Origin of the sequence: Streptomyces cyaneofuscatus (assembly GCF_033109485.1) — a bacterium.
Taxonomy (GTDB): domain Bacteria; phylum Actinomycetota; class Actinomycetes; order Streptomycetales; family Streptomycetaceae; genus Streptomyces; species Streptomyces cyaneofuscatus.
Window position 1 is genome coordinate 1568462 of record NZ_CP137002.1, and the last position, 18638, is coordinate 1587099.

Annotated in this window: 15 protein-coding genes and 1 pseudogene; 4 read left to right on the forward strand and 12 right to left on the reverse strand. The window is 71.8% G+C overall.

Features of this window, described 5'->3' with window-relative positions:
- The first annotated feature begins 229 nt into the window (after positions 1–229).
- On the forward strand, positions 230–679 hold the full coding sequence (locus R2B67_RS06530) for an ATP-binding protein (protein ID WP_018514406.1): 450 nt from the start codon (positions 230–232) through the stop codon (positions 677–679).
- Here R2B67_RS06530 and R2B67_RS06535 read toward each other — a convergent pair.
- The 11 genes from R2B67_RS06535 to R2B67_RS06585 all read right to left on the reverse strand — a co-directional run bounded on the left by R2B67_RS06535 (position 630) and on the right by R2B67_RS06585 (position 13255).
- Positions 630–2117 (reverse strand): amino acid permease, encoded by a 1488-nt coding sequence (locus R2B67_RS06535; RefSeq protein ID WP_317816848.1) that lies wholly within the window; start codon positions 2115–2117, stop codon positions 630–632. The two genes, R2B67_RS06530 and R2B67_RS06535, sit on opposite strands and share 50 nt — an antisense overlap.
- 183 nt (positions 2118–2300) lie before the next feature.
- Positions 2301–3305, reverse strand: a complete 1005-nt coding sequence (gene argF, locus R2B67_RS06540; protein WP_317816849.1) for an ornithine carbamoyltransferase — start codon at positions 3303–3305, stop codon at positions 2301–2303.
- Positions 3306–3441: 136 nt separating this feature from the next.
- Positions 3442–4674, reverse strand: coding sequence for an arginine deiminase (locus R2B67_RS06545; protein WP_317816850.1), 1233 nt, complete (start codon positions 4672–4674; stop codon positions 3442–3444).
- A 63-nt stretch (positions 4675–4737) separates the two neighbouring features.
- Entirely contained in the window at positions 4738–7314 is a 2577-nt protein-coding gene (locus tag R2B67_RS06550; RefSeq protein WP_317816851.1) for a polynucleotide kinase-phosphatase, read from the reverse strand.
- Positions 7311–8789 (reverse strand): 3' terminal RNA ribose 2'-O-methyltransferase Hen1, encoded by a 1479-nt coding sequence (locus R2B67_RS06555; RefSeq protein WP_317816852.1) that lies wholly within the window; start codon positions 8787–8789, stop codon positions 7311–7313. Before R2B67_RS06555 ends, R2B67_RS06550 begins: the two co-directional genes overlap by 4 nt.
- A gap of 70 nt (positions 8790–8859) precedes the next feature.
- Positions 8860–9783, reverse strand: a complete 924-nt coding sequence (mmuM, locus tag R2B67_RS06560) for a homocysteine S-methyltransferase (RefSeq protein ID WP_317816853.1) — start codon at positions 9781–9783, stop codon at positions 8860–8862.
- 40 nt (positions 9784–9823) lie between these two features.
- On the reverse strand, positions 9824–10747 hold the full coding sequence (locus R2B67_RS06565; protein ID WP_018514399.1) for an LLM class F420-dependent oxidoreductase: 924 nt from the start codon (positions 10745–10747) through the stop codon (positions 9824–9826).
- Positions 10748–10781: 34 nt separating this feature from the next.
- Positions 10782–11282 (reverse strand): DUF6099 family protein, encoded by a 501-nt coding sequence (locus R2B67_RS06570; RefSeq protein WP_317816854.1) that lies wholly within the window; start codon positions 11280–11282, stop codon positions 10782–10784.
- A 124-nt stretch (positions 11283–11406) separates the two neighbouring features.
- A complete protein-coding gene (locus R2B67_RS06575) occupies positions 11407–11766 on the reverse strand; it encodes a nucleotide pyrophosphohydrolase (protein WP_317816855.1) in 360 nt (119 codons plus the stop codon).
- A gap of 130 nt (positions 11767–11896) precedes the next feature.
- On the reverse strand, positions 11897–12301 hold the full coding sequence (locus tag R2B67_RS06580) for a cell division protein SepF (RefSeq protein ID WP_015612061.1): 405 nt from the start codon (positions 12299–12301) through the stop codon (positions 11897–11899).
- 156 nt (positions 12302–12457) lie between these two features.
- Entirely contained in the window at positions 12458–13255 is a 798-nt protein-coding gene (locus R2B67_RS06585) for a DeoR/GlpR family DNA-binding transcription regulator (RefSeq protein ID WP_030572631.1), read from the reverse strand.
- A gap of 228 nt (positions 13256–13483) precedes the next feature.
- Between R2B67_RS06585 and R2B67_RS06590 the strand changes: the two genes are divergently transcribed.
- Complete coding sequence (locus R2B67_RS06590; RefSeq protein ID WP_317816856.1) at positions 13484–14143, forward strand: DedA family protein; 660 nt, start codon at positions 13484–13486, stop codon at positions 14141–14143.
- Positions 14144–14318: 175 nt separating this feature from the next.
- On the opposite strand, the gene R2B67_RS06595 is transcribed toward R2B67_RS06590, so the two are convergent.
- Positions 14319–14861 (reverse strand): hypothetical protein, encoded by a 543-nt coding sequence (locus R2B67_RS06595; protein ID WP_317816857.1) that lies wholly within the window; start codon positions 14859–14861, stop codon positions 14319–14321.
- Positions 14862–15088: 227 nt separating this feature from the next.
- On the opposite strand from R2B67_RS06595, the gene R2B67_RS06600 reads away from it, so the two are divergent.
- Positions 15089–16867, forward strand: a complete 1779-nt coding sequence (locus R2B67_RS06600; protein WP_317816858.1) for an ABC transporter ATP-binding protein — start codon at positions 15089–15091, stop codon at positions 16865–16867.
- Positions 16864–18617: pseudogene (locus tag R2B67_RS06605) on the forward strand (ABC transporter ATP-binding protein). The gene R2B67_RS06600 and the pseudogene R2B67_RS06605 overlap by 4 nt, the downstream one beginning before the upstream one ends.
- Positions 18618–18638: the final 21 nt, after the last annotated feature.

The following is an 18638-nucleotide window of genomic DNA, read 5'->3' on the forward strand; positions in this document are numbered from 1 at the left end:
GAGGTCGCGATACGCCAGCCGTGAGACTGTTGTGGCGAAAGTCCTGTTTGCACCGGTCGACCGCCTCTATGGTCCAGGCCGTGCGGTTCGTAAGGTTGACCCCAGGAAGTCTCGATACGCGATGCCGATGAGTCGAGTGAGTCGAGAGACCCCGATGAGGAGTCGGGAGAACCCGATGAGTCGAGAAGTCCCGCTCCAAGGAAGTCCCGCTCCCGAACGGAACCCCGCCGTGCCGCCCGATGTCCCTGTTCCCGCCTCCTGGCGCATCGCCCTGCCGCACTCCACGGCAGCCGTGCCGATCGCCCGCGCCCTGGTCCGTACCGCCCTGTCGGACATCCACGCCCCGGCGGACAGCGACACCGCCGAGCTGCTCACCGCCGAGCTGGTCGCGAACGCGGTCGAGCACACGGTGAGCAGCGAGCCGATCGAGCTGGTCGTGGAGCTGCTGCCCACCGGCTGCCAGGTCGAGGTGCACGACCACGACCCCGCTCCGCCCGGTGACCTGTCCCGGCCGCAGCCCGGTTTCGAGGTCGACCCGTGGCAGGAGCACGGCCGCGGCCTGCTGCTGATCCGGACCCTCAGCTCCGCCTGCGGTCACCGCACGACGGAGCACGGCAAGGCCGTCTGGTTCACGCTTCCGGCGATACCGTCCCAGCCGGGTCCGTCCCCGGAGAGCTGACCAGCCGGGACCGCTTGCGCCCGTAGAAGGTGTAGAGCAGCGATCCGGCGGCGAGGAAGACCGCGAACTGGAGCCAGGTCGTCCAGCCGGTCCCGTACATCAGATACAGGCAGAACACGACGCCGAGCACCGGGCTGACCGGGTAGAGCGGCACCCGGAAGGTGCGCTCCAGCTCCGGGTTGCGGCGGCGGAGCACCACGACGGCCACATTGACCGCGACCATGGTGGCGAGCGTGCCGATGGTCGTCAGGTTGACGACGACGTCCAGCGAGGCGAAGGCGGCCGGGAGAGCGAAGACGCAGGCCACGATCCAGGTGTTGGCGACCGGGGTGTGGGTCTTGGGCGAGACGCGCTCGAAGACGCGCGGGATCAGCCCGTCGCGGGACATCGACATCAGGATGCGGGTCTGCCCGTACATCACGGCGAGCACCACCGAGGCGATGGCGACGACCGCGCCGAAGGCGATGATGCCGCCGCCGACCGAGGAGTCGGTGACCTGGTTGACGACGAGCGAGAGGGCCGCGGGCTTGTCGGAGACGGCGTCCGCGCCGAGCGCGCCGATGGCCGAGAGCGCCACCGCGCAGTAGAGCAGCGTGACGACGCCGATGCAGATCAGGATGGCGATCGGAATGTTCCGGCGGGGGTTCTTGACCTCTTCGCCGGCGGTGGTGATCGCGTCGAAGCCGATGTACGAGAAGAACGCCAGCGAGGCACCGGCCGTGATCCCGCCGAGCCCGTGGCCCGCGAACGGCACGAGGTTGTCGTCCTGGTACGCGGTGAACGCGATCGCGCAGAACGCCAGCAGGATGCCGATCTTCAGGACCGCCATGGCGGCCGTCGCGTTGGCGCTCTCCCGGACGCCGCGCACCAGCAGGGTGGCGGCCATCGCGATCACGACGATCGCCGGGAGGTTGATCACGCCGCCGTCGCCCGGTCCGGCGGACACGGCGGCGGGCAGCTGCCAGCCGATCAGGCTGTTCAGCAGCTCGTTGACGTACTGGCTCCAGCCCACCGCGACCGCGGAGACCGAGACGCCGTACTCCAGCATCAGGCACCAGCCGACGAGGAACGCCGTGCGCTCGCCGAGGGCGGCGTACGCGAAGGAGTACGAGCTCCCCGAGACCGGGATCGCGCTGCCCAGCTCCGCGAAGGAGAGGGCGGTGAAGATGCAGGTGATCGCGGCCAGGACGAACGAGATGACGACGGCGGGTCCGGCCTCGGCGACGGTGTCGGAGAGGCCGACGAAGATGCCGGTGCCGACGATGGCGCCGACGCCGAAGCAGACGAGCTGGAAGAGGCCCATCGTCCGCCTGAGGCCGTGGCCCTCCAGGTCGCCGCCGGATTCGGCGATGAGCATGTCGGGGCTCTTGCGGCGCAGTCCGGGCCGGGAGAGGCCGGGACGCTTCGGGGTGCCGGGGGTCGGCAGGCCGGGGCTCATGCGGGACGTTCTCTTCTCTGGTGGTGCAGTGGGGGGACGGTCCTGTGCGCGCCCGGGGCGGCACGGGAAAGGGGTCCAGGCATGTCAGAGCCCGAACCCCACCAGAGGCGACATCGTAGCCACCACCGCGCATGTTCACCCAATCGGGCGAATGACCATACGCACCCCCACCCGCAGGGGCGCCTACTCCCCCGCCAGCGTCGCCACCAGTACGGCCTTGATCGTGTGCATCCGGTTCTCCGCCTGGTCGAAGACGACCGAGTGCGCCGACTCGAAGACCTCGTCGGTGACCTCCAACTCGGTCAGGCCGTGGGCGGCGTGGACGTCCCGGCCGACCTGGGTGCCGAGGTCGTGGAAGGCGGGCAGGCAGTGCAGGAACTTCACGTCCGCGTTGCCGGTGGCCCGCAGGACGTCCATCGTCACGGCGTAGGGCGCGAGCGCGGCGATGCGCTCGTCCCAGACCTCCTTGGGCTCCCCCATCGAGACCCAGACGTCGGTGGCGACGAAGTCGGCGCCGCGGACACCCTCGGCGATGTCCGCGGTGAGCGTGACCTTCGCGCCGCTGACCACGGCGAGCTTCTCGGCATGCTCAACGACTGAGGGGGCCGGCCAGTACATCTCGGGGGCGACGATCCGGATGTCCAAGCCGAGGAGGGCGCCGGTGATCAGGTAGGAGTTGCCCATGTTGAAGCGGGCGTCGCCGAGGTAGGCGAAGGCCAGCTCCGTGACGGGCTTGTCGCTGTGCTCCGTCATGGTCAGCACGTCGGCGAGCATCTGCGTGGGGTGCCAGTCGTCGGTGAGCCCGTTGAAGACGGGGACACCGCCGTACGCGGCCAGCTCCTCGACCACCTGCTGGCTGTCGCCCCGGTACTCGATGCCGTCGAACATCCGGCCGAGCACCCGGGCGGTGTCCTTCACCGACTCCTTGTGGCCCATCTGGGAGCCCGACGGGTCCAGGTAGGTGGTGGAGGCGCCCTGGTCGGCGGCGGCGACCTCGAACGCGCAGCGCGTACGGGTCGAGGTCTTCTCGAAGATCAGCGCGATGTTCTTCCCGCGCAGCCGCCGGACCTCGGCACCCGCCTTCTTGGCCGCCTTCAGCTCACCGGCCAGCGCGACCAGGCCGAGGATCTCCTCGGCGGTGAAGTCCAGCTCCTTGAGGAAGGGGCGGCCGGTGAGGTCGATGGCCATGGTGACGGCTCCAGGGTGGGACGGGCAGCCGGAACGGGGATCGGCATACAGTTCTGGAAGTCTATACGACCATCCGCATTCCTATACAGCCCCCTGGTCCGGAAACCTTCTGGCCCCTGTCTCGAAAGCGCTGGTACTACACAGGGTCCCGCACGACCGGACAGCTCATGCAGCGCGGTCCGCCCCTCCCCCGGCCCAGCTCGCTGCCCCGGATCTCGATGACCTCGATGCCCTGCTTGCGCAGATAGGTGTTGGTGGTCGCGTTCCGCTCGTACGCGATGACGACGCCCGGCTCGACCGCCAGGACGTTGCAGCCGTCGTCCCACTGCTCGCGCTCGGCCGCGTGCACGTCCTGGGTGGCGGTGAGCACCCGGATCGCGTCGAGGCCGAGGGCGGCGGCGATGGCCCGGTGCATGTGCTCGGGCGGGTGGTCGGTGACCTTCAGCTCGCGGGGGCCGCTGCCCGGCTCGATCGTGTACGAGCGGAGCATGCCGAGCCCGGCGTACTGGGTGAACGTGTCGCCGTCGACCATCGTCATCACCGTGTCCAGGTGCATGAACGCGCGGGCCTTCGGCATGTCCAGCGCCACGATCGTGCGGGCGGAACCGGCGTCGAAGAGGCCGCGGGCCAGCATCTCCACCGCCTGCGGGGTGGTGCGCTCGCTCATCCCGATCAGGACCGCCCCCTGCCCGATGACCAGGACGTCACCGCCCTCGATCGTGGACGGGTAGTCGTCCTGCCCCTCCGACCAGTGGTGGAAGACACCCGCCTCCGGGCCGGTGAAGAGCGGGTGGTGGCGGTAGATCGCCTCGAAGTGGACGGTCTCGCGCTGCCGGGCGGGCCAGCGCATCGCGTTGATGGAGACCCCGTCGTAGATCCAGGCGGAGGTGTCCCGGGTGAAGAGGTGGTTGGGCAGCGGGCCGAGCAGGAAGTCGTCCAGGTCCATCACATGGAAGCGGACGGAGGTCGGCTCGCTGTGCCGCTCCAGGAACTCGCGCTTGGTCATCCCGCCGACCAGGGCCTCCGCCAGCTCGGCCGAGGGCAGCTCCTCGAAGGCGGCCCGCAGGTGCTCGGTGGCGAGCGGCCCGTACTCCTTCTCGTCGAAGACCCGGTCGAGGACGAGCCGGCGCGCGACCGGGATGTCCAGGGACTCCTGGAGGAGGTCCCCGAAGAGGTGCACCTCCACGCCCCGGTCGCGCAGGACGTCGGCGAACCCGTCGTGCTCCTGCCGGGCCCGGCGCACCCAGAGCACGTCGTCGAAGAGGAGCGCGTCCTTGTTGGAGGGGGTCAGCCGTTTCAGTTCCAGATCGGGGCGGTGCAGTATGACGCGGCGCAGCCGCCCGGCTTCGGAGTCGACGTGGAATCCCATGTCTTCATCCTCACCGGGCGGAGCACCGTTCACCCCGCGAATCGCCCAGGGTTTGCAGCGGTCTCAGAGCCGGGGGTCCACCGGCTCCGACTCCAGGGCCAGGACCGCGAAGACCGCCTCGTGGACCCGCCACAGCGGCTCGCCGTCCGCCAGCCGGTCCAGCGCCTCCAGGCCGAGCGCGTACTCCCGCAGCGCGAGCGAGCGCTTGTGGCCGAGGAAACGGGAGCGCAGGCGCTCCAGGTTCTCCGGGCGGGTGTACTCGGGGCCGTAGATGATGCGCAGATACTCCCGGCCGCGCACCTTGATGCCCGGCTGGACCAGGCGGCCCTTGGCGTCCCGGACGAGGGCGCCGAGCGGCTTGACGACCATGCCCTCGCCGCCGCGCCCGGTCATCTCCAGCCACCAGTCGGTGCCCGCGCGGACGGACGCCTCGTCGGCGGGGTCCACGACGAGCCGGCGGGTGACCTGGAGCAACCCGGTCGGGTCGTGCTCGACGAGGCGGTCCAGCCAGGCCAGCTGCTCGTCGTGCGGGACGGCGGCCAGCGAGCGGCCCTGGACGGCGAGGATCTGGAACGGGGCCAGGCGCACCCCGTCCAGCCCTTCGGTGGACCAGCAGTAGCGCCGGTACGCCTCGGTGAACGCGGCCGCGTCCGCCGCCCGGCCCTGCTGCCGTACGGAGAGGTCGCCGACGTCGACGCCACGGGCGGCGGCCGTCTCCAGGGCGGCGAGGGCGGAGGGGAACACGGCGCCGGAGGCCGCGCCGACCGCGGCGTACTGCGAGCGCAGCAGCCCGCCGGCCTTGAGGGACCACGGCATCAGCTCGGCGTCGAGCAGCACCCAGTCGGTGTCCCACTCCTCCCAGAGCCCGGCCGCGGTGACGGCCGTACGCAGCCGGCCGAGGATCACCTCGGTCAGGGCCCGGTCGTCGAGGAAGGGGCGGCCGGTGCGGGTGTGGAGGGCACCGGTCGGGCCGTCCGTGCCGAACCGGGCGGTGGCGGCCTCCGCGTCCTTGCAGACGAGGGCGACGGCCCGGGAGCCCATGTGCTTCTCCTCGCACACCACCCGCTCCACGCCGTCCGCGCGGTACTGCGCGAACGCCTCGGCCGGGTGCTCCAGGAAGCCGTCCTCCCGGGAGGTGGCGGTGGGCGCCATGGTGGGCGGGAGGTAGGCGAGGAGCTGCGGGTCGACGGCGAACCGGCTCATCACTTCGAGCGCGGCCGCCGCGTTCTCCTCGCGCACGGCGACGCGGCCCATGTGCCGGGTCTCCACGACCCGGCGGCCCTGCACGTCGGCGAGGTCCAGCGGCCTGCCTTCCCGGCCCCCGGGCGCCTCGGTGGTCAGCGGCCTGGTGGGCTCGTACCAGACCTTCTCGGCCGGTACGTCGACGAGTTCGCGCTCCGGCCAGCGCAGCGCGGTCATCTTCCCGCCGAAGACGACGCCGGTGTCCAGGCAGATGGTGTTGTTGATCCAGGAGGTGGTGGGCACGGGGGTGTGGCCGTAGACCACGGCGGCGCGGCCCCGGTACTCCTCGGCCCACGGGTAGCGCACGGGCAGGCCGAACTCGTCGGTCTCGCCGGTGGTGTCCCCGTACAGCGCGTGCGAGCGGACCCGGCCCGAGGTGCGGCCGTGGTACTTCTCCGGCAGCCCGGCGTGGCAGACCACCAGGTTGCCGCCGTCCAGCACGTAGTGGCTGACGAGCCCGTCGATGAACTCCCGCACCTGCTGCCGGAACTCGGGGTGCTCGGCATCCTCACGCTCCAGCTGCTCGACGGTCTCGGCGAGGCCGTGGGTCTGCTGGACCTTGCGGCCCGCGAGATAGCGGCCGAGCTTGTTCTCGTGGTTGCCGGGCACGCACAGCGCGTTGCCCGACGCGACCATGGACATGACGCGGCGGAGCACACCCGGGCTGTCGGGGCCCCGGTCGACGAGGTCGCCGACGAAGACGGCCGTACGCCCTTCGGGGTGGGCGCCGTCCACGTAACCCAGCGTGCCGAGCAGGGTATCCAGCTCGGAGCGGCAGCCGTGGATGTCGCCGATGATGTCGAACGGGCCGGTGAGGTGGCGCAGGTCGTTGTAGCGCCGCTCCAGGACCACTTCGGCGGTCTCGGCCTCCTCCTCGGTGCGCAGGATATGCACCTTGCGGAAGCCCTCGCGCTCCAGGCCGCGCAGCGAGCGGCGGAGCTCGCGGCGGTGGCGCTGGATGACATGGCGGGGCATGGACGCCCGGTCGGGGCGGGCGGCGTTGCGGGCGGCGCAGACCTCCTCGGGGAGGTCCAGCACGATGGCGATGGGCAGCACGTCGTGCTCGCGGGCCAGCCGGACGAGCTGCTTGCGGCTCTCGGACTGGACGCTGGTGGCGTCGACGACGGTGAGCCGCCCGGCGGCCAGGCGCTTCCCGGCGATGTAGTGGAGCACGTCGAAGGCGTCGCCGCTGGCGCTCTGGTCGTTCTCGTCATCGGCGACGAGCCCCCGGCAGAAGTCCGAGGAGACGATCTCGGTGGGCTTGAAGTGCTTGCGGGCGAAGGTGGACTTGCCCGATCCGCTGGCGCCGATGAGGACGACGAGGGAGAGGTCGGTCACGGGCAGGGTGCGGGCGGCGGTGCCGGTGGTGGTGTGCGTGGTGCTGTCGTCGTTCGTCATGCGGCTTCCGCCTCCTTCTTCTTGTCGATTTCCGTGTCGGTCAGGGTGAAGACGGCGAGCTGGGTGGGCGGGCCGACCTCCGGGTCGTCCGGGCCGACGGGCAGATGCGCGACGGTGTACCCGTGGCGTTCGGCCACCTTCGCGGCCCACTCCCGGAATTCGGCCCTCGTCCACTCGAAGCGGTGGTCCCCGTGGCGCACATGCCCGGCCGGGAGGCTCTCCCAGCGGACGTTGTACTCCACGTTGGGCGTGGTCACGAGGACCGTGCCCGGCCGCGCCGAGCCGAAGACCGCGTACTCCAGCGCGGGCAGCCGGTCCAGGTCCAGGTGCTCGATGACCTCGCTGAGCACGGCGGCGTCATACCCCTTGAGCCGCTTGTCCGTATAGGTGAGGGAGCCCTGCTGGAGGGTGACCCGGCCCGCCTGGCGCTCCCCCATCCGGTCCAGCTTCAGCCGGCGCGAGGCGATGGTGAGGGCGCGCATCGACACGTCGACACCGACGATCTCGGTGAACCGCACGTCCTTGAGGAGCGCCTGCACCAACTGGCCCTGGCCGCAGCCCAGGTCGAGCACCCGGTGGGCACCGGCTCCGCGCAGCGCTTCGAGGATCGCGGTGCGCCGGTGCTCGGCGAGCGGGACCGGCTTCTCCTCGGTGTCGGTGCTCTCGTCCACCGCGTTGTCGACGCTGTCCACGTCGAGGTCGTCCGACTCCGCGAGCCGGACCAGCTCCAACGCCTGGTCCGCCTGACGGGTCAGCCCCCAGCGGTGGGAGAGGTAGCGCCGGGTGATGAGGGGGCGCTCGGGGTGGTCGGCCAGCCAGCCCTCACCGGCCCGCAGCAGCTTGTCCACCTCGTCGGGCGCGACCCAGTAGTGCTTGGCGTCATCGAGGACCGGCAGCAGGATGTAGAGCTGGCGCAGGGCGTCGGCGAGCCGCAACTCCCCCTCCAGCACCAGGCGTACGTAGCGCGACGCGCCCCACTCGGGGAACTGCTCGTCCAGCGCCACCTCCGCCACCTCGACCCGCTCCCAGCCGAGCGGCCCGAACAGCTTGCGCACCAGCTCCGCACCGCCCCGGGCGGGCAGCGCGGGCACCTCGATCCGCAGCGGCAGCGGAGCCTCGACCCGCTCGGGCAGGGCCCGGCAGACACCGCCCAGCGCGGACTTGAACACGGCGGCGAGGGCGACCGAGAGCAGCGAGGAGGCCGCGTAGGGGCGGTCGTTGACGTACTGCGCGAGCGCCGCGTCGGGCGCACCGCCCCGGCCCTTGCCCTTGCCGCGCCGCACCAGCGCCACCGGATCCACCTCCAGCAGGAGGGCGGCCGTGCAGCGCTCGACGGACGCCTCGGGGTAGAAGACGTGTGCCGTGCCGTGCGAGGTGGAGAACGTCTGCGCCCGGTCGGGATGCTTGTGCAGCAGGAAGCCGAGGTCCGTGGCGGGGCGTTCAGGGGTGCCGGTCGTACTGATTGTCAGGAACACCTGTCTGAGTATGGTCCTCGTCTCCCCTCCCCCACCAGGCATTTTCAGCTCCCGCCGCCGGCTCCCCGGCTCAGCGCTCCAGCAGCCCCGCCAGCTCCTTGATCCGGTCCGGCCCCACCCGGCAGCAGCCGCCGACGAGCCGCGCCCCGGCCCCCGTCCAGGCCCGCACCCGCCCCGGGTCGAAGGTGCTCGTCCCGGTCCATCCCCTCCCTTCCGCGTCCCAGCCCTCCCCGCTGTTCGGGTAGACCACGGCCGGCTTGCCCGTGACCTCCACCGCCACCCGCACCGCCTCCTCCGCCTCGGCCGGGTCGCAGCAGTTGACCCCGACGGCCATCACCGCCTCCCGCCCGGCGGCCACCGCGAAGGCCTCCTCCAACGGCTGCCCGGCCCGGGTCCGCCCGCCCACCACGCTGTACGAGAGCCAGAGAGGCAGCCCGGTCTCCTCGGCGACCCGCACCACCGCCTCGGCCTCATCCATGTCCGGCACCGTCTCCAGTGCCAGCACGTCGGGCCCCGCCTCGGCGAGCGCCGCCACCCGGGGGCGGTGGAAGCGCTCCAGCTCCCGGACGGTGAGCCCGTACCGCCCCCGGTACTCGCTGCCGTCGGCGAGCATCGCTCCGTACGGGCCGACCGAGGCGGCGACCCAGATCTCCCGCTCCGGGTCGGCCCGGCGGGCCGCGCCGGCCGCCCGCCGGGCCAGCTCCACACTGCGGGCGAGGAGCGCACCGGTCCGTTCCGGGCCGATCCCGTGGCGCCCGAACCCTTCGAACGTGGCCTGGTAGCTGGCCGTGATGAGCACCTGCGCTCCGGCGCGCAGATACGCCAGGTGGGCCGCCTCGACCTGCTCCGGCGCGTCGGCCAGCAGCCGGGCCGACCAGAGCGCGTCGGAGAGGTCGCACCCCTGTGCTTCCAGCTGGTTGGAGAGGCCGCCGTCCAGCAGGACGGGCCCTTCCGCCAGCGCTGCGGCGAGCGTACGGCCGGAGTTCACGGCCATCTCCTCCTCGTCCGTCTCTTCCGTGTCTTCTGTAAGCGGGTCAGGTCAGCTGGGACTGGATCTGCGAGGAGATCAGTTCCAGATGGTCCAGGTCGCCCAGGTCGAGGGCCTGGAGGTAGATCCGGGACGAGCCGATCGCCGCGTACCGGCCGATCTTGTCGACCACCTCGGCGGGCGAGCCGGCCAGCCCGTTGGCCTTCAGCTCCTCCACGTCCCGGCCGATGGCCGCCGCGCGCCGGGCCACCTCCGCGTCGTCCTTGCCGGTGCAGACGACCAGGGCGTTGGAGTACACCAGGTCGTCCGGGTCGCGCCCGAACGCCTTCGCCGCGGCCCGGACCCGGCCGAACTGCTTCTCGCTGTCCTCCAGCGAGGCGAAGGGGATGTTGAACTCGTCCGCGTACTGCGCGGCGAGGCGCGGGGTGCGGGTCGCGCCGTGGCCGCCGATCAGGACGGGCACCTTGGCCTGGGCCGGCTTCGGCAGGGCGGGTGAGTCGGTGAGCTGGTAATAGGTGCCGTCGTAGCTGAAGGTCTTGCCGACCTCCGTCGCCCACAGACCGGTGACGATCGCCAGCTGCTCCTCCAGCCGGCCGAACTTCTCCTTCGGGAACGGGATGCCGTAGGCCTTGTGCTCCTCCTCGAACCAGCCCGCGCCCAGGCCCAGTTCGACCCGGCCGCCGGACATCTGGTCGACCTGGGCCACCTGGATGGCGAGCACACCGGGCAGCCGGAACGTGCCCGCCGTCATCAGCGTGCCGAGCCGGATCCGCTTGGTCTCGCGGGCGAGGCCGGCCAGCGTGATCCAGGCGTCGGTCGGGCCGGGCAGGCCGTCGCCGGAGCCCATGCGGAGGTAGTGGTCCGAGCGGTAGAAGGCGTCGAAGCCGAGGTCCTCGGTGGCCTTGGCGACGGTGAGCAGGGTGTCGTAGTCGGCCCCTTGCTGGGGCTCGGTGAAGATTCGAAGATCCATGCTCCCATCCTGCCCCTTCGGCGGCGCCTCTTCCTCAGGGCCCCGCCGCCGACGGGGCCGGGCCCCGTATCCCGCCGTAGGGGCCGTCGCGCTCCCGCTCCCGCTCGGCCAGCCGTCTCAGCAGCCCGTGCACCCGGTCCAGCGACTCGTCGGCGGCGTCCATGGCCTCGATGCACTGCCAGTAGAGCCCGTCCTCCCCCGTGTCGCAGGCCACCGAGACCAGCGCGATCCCGGCCTCGCCGAGGAGCAGCGCCAGACCCGTCAGGGCCGCCCGCACATCGGCGATCTGGGAGAGCTGCGCCGCCCGTGTGCCCCGGGAGAGGACGGCCGGGTGGTCCGGCGCCACGCACCCGCCGCCGATCTCACCGAGGGCCCGCGCCTCGCCCCGTAACTCCATCGGGCCGAACAGGGCCAGCCGGCTGCCGACCGTCCGCGCGAGGGCCTGGGCCTGCCAGGCCTCCGCCATCACGTCCGGCGCGCCCCGGCTCTCGGCCAGCGCCCGCCGACCCGTCTCGATGAGTCGCTCCGCTTCCATGTGTTTCCCCCGTCATCACGAAAACCCGCTCACCTCTTCCATTACCCACAGTGAGGTAGATGGCACCGTAAGGCCAGAGGAAATCGGAAATCTCTGGACACAAAATCGATTGTGGATAACTCGATCACTCCGAAGAGTGACGATCCTGGGGTTCCGGAGGGCTCGGGACGGGGAAGCGCTTCTCGTTCCGGTCCAGCTTGGCCGCCAGCGCCTGCAGCGGATCGATGCCCAGCACCTCGCAGAACTGGAGGAGATAGGCGAGGACGTCGGCGACCTCGTCGGCCACGCGGTGGGCCGCTTCGGGCTTGTCCATGATCCGGGCGGACTGTTCGGGCGTCAGCCACTGGAAGATCTCGACCAGTTCGGAGGCCTCGACGCTGAGGGCGGAGGCCAGGTTCTTCGGGGTGTGGTACTGCCCCCAGTCCCGTGCCGCCGCGAACGCGGCCAGCCGACGCTGGAGTTCTGCCACATCGAGTTCTGTCACGGCCCCAGGTCTACCACCGCCCTCGGACACCGCCGCCCTCGGATACCTCTGTACCGGACAACGCCGCCCCGGACGCCCCTGACGAGGCGTCCGGCGGCGAAGCCGACGAGAAGGGGTGAGGAGATGGGGACTACGACTGGGCGAGCCCCGCCGGAGTGACCCCTTCGACCTCCATGCCCTCCGGAGCCAGCAGGAAGACGTTCCGGTCGACGCGGTGCATACCGCTGCCGAGCCCGAAGACCACGCCGCTGCTGAAGTCCAGGATGCGCTTGGCCACATCCGTCTCCGCCGCCGTCAGGTCGAGCAGCACCGGAACCTGGGCGACCAGGTACTCCGCGACCTCGCGGGCGTCCGCGAAGACCTGCACCCGCAGCACGACCAGGCGGCGCTGTTCGGCCGCCCGCTCGTCCGGAACCGTGCGGTGGTCGATCCGGGACGGCCACTCGTCGCGGCCGCGCAGGGGTACGACCTGGGCGAGCCCCTCCCACTGTTCGTCGGTGGCGTCATATCTGTCGTACCTGTCGTACCTGCTCACAGGGCCACCCCGTCGTCAAGCCGGTCGAATTCGCGCCGGCTGCGCTCACTGTTCATCGGGCAATCCTCTCGTCCCTCACCCGTTCGGCGTACCAACGACACGGCGAAGGGCCTGATCGAGTCCCTCACACGGAGCTCTCCCGCCGCACCCGAGCCCTTACACCGTGATGACCTGGACGCCCGCCTCGCCGAACCGGTCCTTCGCCTCCGCCGTGATGTGCCCGTCGGTGACCAGCACATCGACCAGACCGAGGTCGCAGACCCGGGCGAAGGCCCGTTTGCCGATCTTCGAGGAGTCGGCGGCGACCACCACCCGCTGCGCCCGCTCGGCCAGGAGCCGGTTGACGCTGGCCTCGCCCTCGTGGTGGACGTAGGCGCCGCGTTCGATGTCGATGGCGTTCACCCCGAGGACGGCGACGTCGAGCGTGATCTCGTTCATCACGCCGACGGCCAGCGGGCCGGTCAGTTCGTACGACTGCGGCCGGGCCACGCCGCCCGTGACGACCATCTTGATCTGCGGCCGGATCGCCAGCTCGCTCGCGATGTTCAGCGCGTTGGTCACGACGGTGAGCGTCGGCTGCCCGCCCGCCACCGTGGTCTCGCCGACGATGTCGGGGCGGACGGCGAGCGCGCGGGCCACCTCGGTCACCGTCGTACCGCCGGTCAGGCCGACCACCTCGCCGACGGCGACCAGGCCGGAAACCGCGCGGCCGATGGCCTGCTTCTCGGGGGCGTGGCGGCCGGTCTTGTAGCGGAGCGCCAGCTCGTACGAGACGCCGTGCGCGACCGCTCCGCCCCGGGTGCGGGTGAGCAGGTGCTGTTCGGCCAGCTGGTCCAGGTCGCGGCGGATGGTCGCGGCCGATACGGCGAGCTCGGCCGCCGCCTCCTCGACCTCCACCCTGCCGTGCTTGCCGACCAGTTCCAGCAGCGCGTCCCACCGGGCGTCCCTCGCCACGTGCGTCTCCTTCACCGTCCGGTGCCGGGCTCCGCGCTTCCCGGGAACGCGGTCGCCGGTGGCCGGACCGCCGCAAGCCTCGCACAGGAGCCCGGCGCCCACCCGGTTCCCGGCCCGCCGCAAGCCGCACCCGGTCGACGGGCCCGGACCGGGCGTGAGGGAGGATGGGTGGCAGGAGGCGGCCGATGCCCCTCCGCGCACCCGACACCCCCACGCCGGAGAGCCTTCATGCACCTCGCACTGTCAGTCGCTGCCGAGGAGCCGAAGGGCGGCATCGCGGGCTGGGCCACCGGACTGGTCGAGACGTTCGGCGGGCCGGGCGCCGGCCTGGCCATCGCCCTGGAGAACCTGTTCCCGCCGCTGCCGAGCGAGATCATCCTCCCGCTGACCGGGTTCGCAGCGTCGCAGGGCGTGCTCAGCCTGGCCTCCGCGCTGTTCTGGACGACGCTCGGCTCGGTCGTCGGCGCGGTGGCGCTGTACGGGCTCGGAGCCGTCTTCGGCCGGGAGCGGATGCACGCTCTCTGGGCCAAGCTGCCGCTGGTCAAGCCCTCGGACCTGGTGCGTACGGAGGAGTGGTTCGCGCGGCACGGCACCAAGGCGGTTCTGCTGGGCCGCATGGTGCCGGTCTTCCGGAGCCTGATCTCGGTGCCCGCGGGTGTGGAGCGCATGCCGCTGCCGGTGTTCATCGGGCTGACGACGGCGGGCAGCCTGGTGTGGAACTCCGTGCTGGTGCTGGCGGGTTACTGGCTCGGCGACAGCTGGGACGTGGTCGGGACGTACGTCGGGCTCGTTTCCAAGATCGTGCTCGGGGTGGGCGTGCTGGCGGTGGCCTGGTGGATCGTGAAGCGTGTCCGGGGCGGCCGCAAGGAGTCCCGGCGCAGCGAGTGACGGACGGCTGCGGCTGAGGCCCCGGCCCCTGCCCCGGCTCTGGCCCGTACGGCATCACCCTCCGGCGCCGCCCGCCCCTGGACAGCACCGCCCGCCCCTGGACAGCGCCGGGCGCCCCCGGGCGCCGTGGCGCCGGGAGTGCCGCTCGGCGGTGTCCAGGGGCGTGGCCGGCCGCTCAGGACTCCTCGAAGTAGGCGTCCAGGACTGCGTCCAGCTCGGCCGGCCACTCCTTGAGCTGCGCCCGGCTCTCCGCCTCGACCTCGGCGTTGAACCAGCGCCGGCTCGACAGGTGCACGGTCACGGTGAACCGGCGGCCGAAGCGGGCCGGGTTCATCTCCACCGCGCCGATCTCGGACCAGTCGAAGTCGGCCTCCTGGTCGTCCAGCGTGAACCGGACGCCTTCCCGGGCCACCCGGATCGAGCCGCGCCGGTCGCTGATCTCGAAGACCGGACCTTCCTCGGCCCCTTCCGCTTCGCCTTCCGCGTCGGCCACGGCATCGGCCACCGCGTCGGCCTCGGCCCCGGGAGCCTCCGCAGCCGCTTCGGGCGCTTCGTCGAGCTCCGCGTCGGTCTCCGGGTCCGTCTCCGGTGCGGCCTCCGATTCCGGTTCGGTCTTCCGGGGCGCGGCAGGTGCCGCCAGGCCGGGGAGAGGGATGAACGCCGGGTCGGTGCCTGCGGCGAACTCGGGCTTCTTGTTCGAATCTATGCTCTGCTCCACGGCGGGCAGTATGGTCGACGAACCTGTACGTGACCAGTCGTCACCGTCTCCGGCGCCCCGTTCCGGACCTCTTCGCCTCCGCCGGTCCTCCACCTCACCGGTGAACTCCCTTTCTCCGGAGGGAGAAGCTCTGCCCGGAGAATCAAAACTAAGGGTAGGCTCACCTAATCAAGACAGCCTGTCTGTTACGGGCTGTGCCGAGGCCTGCCCAGAGGAGGCGCGTGGGGATGGAGCACGAGGAAAAGCAAGCGGACGCGGAAGAGGTGAAGGCCCGGGCGCGCGCCGGACGGGCCGCGCTCGCCGCGATGCTCGCGCCGGTCCGGGCCCGTACCCGCCTCGCCATGGGGCTCCAGATCGTCGGTGCGGCGGCCACCGTCGTCCCGTACATCGCCATCGCCGAGCTGGCCAAGGCCCTCCTCGCCCCCGGCCCCACCGACGAGGGCGATGTGCGCCGGGCCGTGCTGATCGCGGTGTTCGGGCTCTCCGTACGGGCGCTGTTCGGCGGGGTCGCGCTCGCGGTGACCCACTTCGCCGACGTGGCGCTCCAGGCGTCGCTGCGCCGCCGCATCGTGGAGCGGCTGGGCCGCGCCCCGCTCGGCTGGTTCACCGCCAACTCCTCGGCCACCGTCCGCAAGGCGGCCCAGAACGACGTGCACGACCTGCACTACCTGGTCGCCCACAGCGCGGTCGAGACCACGGCGGCGGTCACCGTGCCGGTCGTGGGGCTCGGCTACCTCTTCTGGCTGGACTGGCGGCTTGCCCTGCTGGCGCTGGCCACGCTGCCGCTCTACGCGGGGGCGTACGCGTACATGATGAAGGACTTCGGTCCGCAGATGGGCCGCCTCGATGCGGGGATCGCCGCGATCAACAAGGCCATCGTCGAGTTCGTCACCGGTATCGGGGTCGTGAAGACCTTCGGCCGGGCGGGCGAGGCGCACGCGGGCTACCGGGAGGCGGCGACGCGGTTCGGCGAGCACTACAGCGGGTGGGTGCGGCCGATGCTGAAGCTGGAGGCGTTCTCCTCGATGGCGGTCTCGCCGCCGGTGGTGCTGCTGGTGAACCTGGCGGGCGGGGTGTGGTTCGTCCACGCCGGCTGGGTCTCCCCCGTCGACGTACTCACCGCCTCCATGGTCGCGCTCGTCATCCCCAGCGTGCTGGTGACGCTCGGCTTCGGGGCACAGGCCCGGCGTGAGGCCACGGCGGCGGCGCAGCGCATCGCCGCCGTCCTGGAGACGCCCGTCCTGCCCGAGGCGGTGCACCCCCGGGCGCCCGAGGGGCATGACGTGGTGCTGGAGGACGTGTCGTTCAGCTACGACGGGAGCACCGACGTCCTCAAGGGGGTGAGCCTGCGCCTCACCCCGGGGACGGTCACCGCGCTGGTCGGGCCCTCCGGCTCCGGGAAGTCGACGCTGGCCTCGCTGGTCACCCGGTTCCACGATGTGACCGGCGGGCGGATCACCATCGGGGGCGCCGATGTGCGCGAGATCGCGTCCGAGCGGCTCTACCGGCACATCGGCTTCGTCCTCCAGGACGTGCAACTGCTGCGCACGAGCGTCCGCGACAACATCCGCCTCGCCCGGCCGGACGCGAGCGAGGAGGAGGTCCGCGAGGCCGCACGCGCCGCGCAGATCGACCGGCGGATCGAGGCACTGCCCCGCGGTTACGACTCCGTCGTGGGCGAGGAGGCCGTCCTCTCGGGCGGTGAGGCGCAGCGGGTCTCCATCGCGCGCGCCCTGCTCGCCGACGCCCCGGTCCTCGTCCTGGACGAGGCGACGGCCTTCGCCGACCCCGAGTCCGAGGCCGCCATCCAGGACGCCATCGCCCGGCTGGTCCGGGGCCGGACCGTCCTCGTGATCGCGCACCGGCTCCCGACGATCGTCGAGGCCGACCAGATCGCCGTACTGAGCGAGGGCCGGATCGTCGCGCGCGGCCGCCACCCCGAACTCCTCGCCGAGGACGGTCTCTACGCCCGGATGTGGGCCTCGCACGAAAGGGCAGTCGTATGATCCGCGACCTCACCGCCGTCCTGGGGAGCGCGCACCGCGCTGTCCTCTTCCGCTATCTCGTCGCCCTCTTCGCCTACGCGGTGGCCCAGGGGCTCTCCGTCGCCCTTCTGGTGCCGGTCCTCAGCGACCTGCTGACCGGCGACACCGGCGGCGCGGCCCGCTGGACCGGGTGGCTGGCGGGGGCCGTGCTCGTCACGCTGGGCCTGCACTACGTGCAGGCCATGCTCGGCTTCAAGGTGGCGCTCGTCATCCTCACCACGCTCCACCACCGCCTGGGCGACCATGTGGCGGCCCTGCCGCTGGGGTGGTTCGACGGGACGACGGTGGGGCGGCTGACCCGGATGGGCACCAAGTCGGTGCTGTCGATCGCGGGGAGCTGCGCGCATCTGCTGCAACCGCTGGTCACCGGGGTGCTGACCCCGGCCACGGTGGTCGTGGTGATGCTCTTCCTGGACTGGCGGCTCGGGCTCGCCACCCTGGTCTGCTCGCCGCTGATCCTGTTCGCCGCGCGGCTCTCCGTACGGCTGCTGAACCGGATGGACGAGCTGAACGACGCGGCCGGGGTCGAGGCCTCCGGCCGGGTGCTGGAGTTCGCCCGCAACCAGCCGGTGCTGCGCGCCTTCGGCCGGACCACGGACGGCTACGCGCCGCTGGAGGCCGCGCTGGAGGAGCAACGGGCGGCTTCCCGTAAGCAGGTGTGGATGTCGGTCCCGGGGATGCTGCTCGGCGGCTTCGCGGTGCAGGTGTGCTTCTCGGCGCTGATCGGGGTCGGGGCGTCGCTGGCGCTGGACGGGGCGGTGGACCCGGTCGAACTGGTGGCGCTGCTGGCGCTGGTGGCCCGTTTCGCGGGGCCGCTGGCGGAGGTCGGGGACTTCGCGGCGGTGGTGCGGGCGGCCCGCAACGACATGGGCCGGGTGCGGGCGGTGCTGGAGGAGCCGCCGCTGCCGGAGCCGGAGCGTTCGGCTCCGGTGGTGGTCCCGGGGGCGGTGGAGGTGGACGGGGTCCGCTTCGGCTACCCGGGCCGCGGCGACCGTTCCGGTGATGTGGTCCTGGAGGACGTCTCGTTCACGGTCGCCCCGCGTACGGTGACGGCCCTGGTGGGGGCGTCCGGCTCGGGAAAGACCACGCTGACCCGGCTCATCGCCCGGTTCTTCGACGTGGACGCGGGGACGGTCCGGGTCGGCGGGGTCGACGTACGCGACCAGTCCACGGCCGCGCTGATGGAGCAGCTCTCCCTGGTCTTCCAGGACGTCTACCTCTTCGACGACACCCTCATCGGCAACATCCGGTCGGCCGGCCGGACGCGGACGAGGAGGAGGTGCTGGAGGCCGCCCGGCTCGCCGGGGTCGACGAGATCGTGGCCCGGCTGCCCCAGGGCTGGGAGACCCGGGTCGGGGAGGCGGGGACCTCGCTGTCGGGCGGGGAGCGGCAGCGCGTCTCGATCGCGCGGGCGCTGCTCAAGGGCGCGCCGATCGTGCTGCTCGACGAGGCGACCGCCGCGCTGGACCCGGAGAACGAGGCGTACGTCCAGCGGTCGATGGACGCCCTGCGGGAGACGAGCACGCTGCTGGTGATCGCCCATAGGCTGTCCACCGTGACCGGTGCCGATCAGATCGTCGTCCTGGACGAAGGACGTGTGGCGGAGCGGGGGACCCATCAGGAGCTGATGGCCCTCGAAGGGCACTACGCCCGCTTCTGGAACGAGCGCCATCGCGCGCTGGGCTGGCGGATCGCGGCCGGCTCATCGTGAAAACCGCAACCTCGTGAAAAC

Bases quoted from the DNA above. Each gene is read 5' to 3' on its own strand.
- R2B67_RS06535 (WP_317816848.1), bottom strand. From the start codon at position 2,117: ATGAGCCCCGGCCTGCCGACCCCCGGCACCCCGAAGCGTCCCGGCCTC.
- argF (WP_317816849.1), bottom strand. From the start codon at position 3,305: ATGGCCATCGACCTCACCGGCCGCCCCTTCCTCAAGGAGCTGGACTTC.
- R2B67_RS06545 (WP_317816850.1), bottom strand. From the start codon at position 4,674: ATGGGATTCCACGTCGACTCCGAAGCCGGGCGGCTGCGCCGCGTCATA.
- R2B67_RS06550 (WP_317816851.1), bottom strand. From the start codon at position 7,314: ATGACGAACGACGACAGCACCACGCACACCACCACCGGCACCGCCGCC.
- mmuM (WP_317816853.1), bottom strand. From the start codon at position 9,783: ATGGCCGTGAACTCCGGCCGTACGCTCGCCGCAGCGCTGGCGGAAGGG.
- R2B67_RS06565 (WP_018514399.1), bottom strand. From the start codon at position 10,747: ATGGATCTTCGAATCTTCACCGAGCCCCAGCAAGGGGCCGACTACGAC.
- R2B67_RS06570 (WP_317816854.1), bottom strand. From the start codon at position 11,282: ATGGAAGCGGAGCGACTCATCGAGACGGGTCGGCGGGCGCTGGCCGAG.
- R2B67_RS06590 (WP_317816856.1), top strand. From the start codon at position 13,484: ATGCACCTCGCACTGTCAGTCGCTGCCGAGGAGCCGAAGGGCGGCATC.
- R2B67_RS06600 (WP_317816858.1), top strand. From the start codon at position 15,089: ATGGAGCACGAGGAAAAGCAAGCGGACGCGGAAGAGGTGAAGGCCCGG.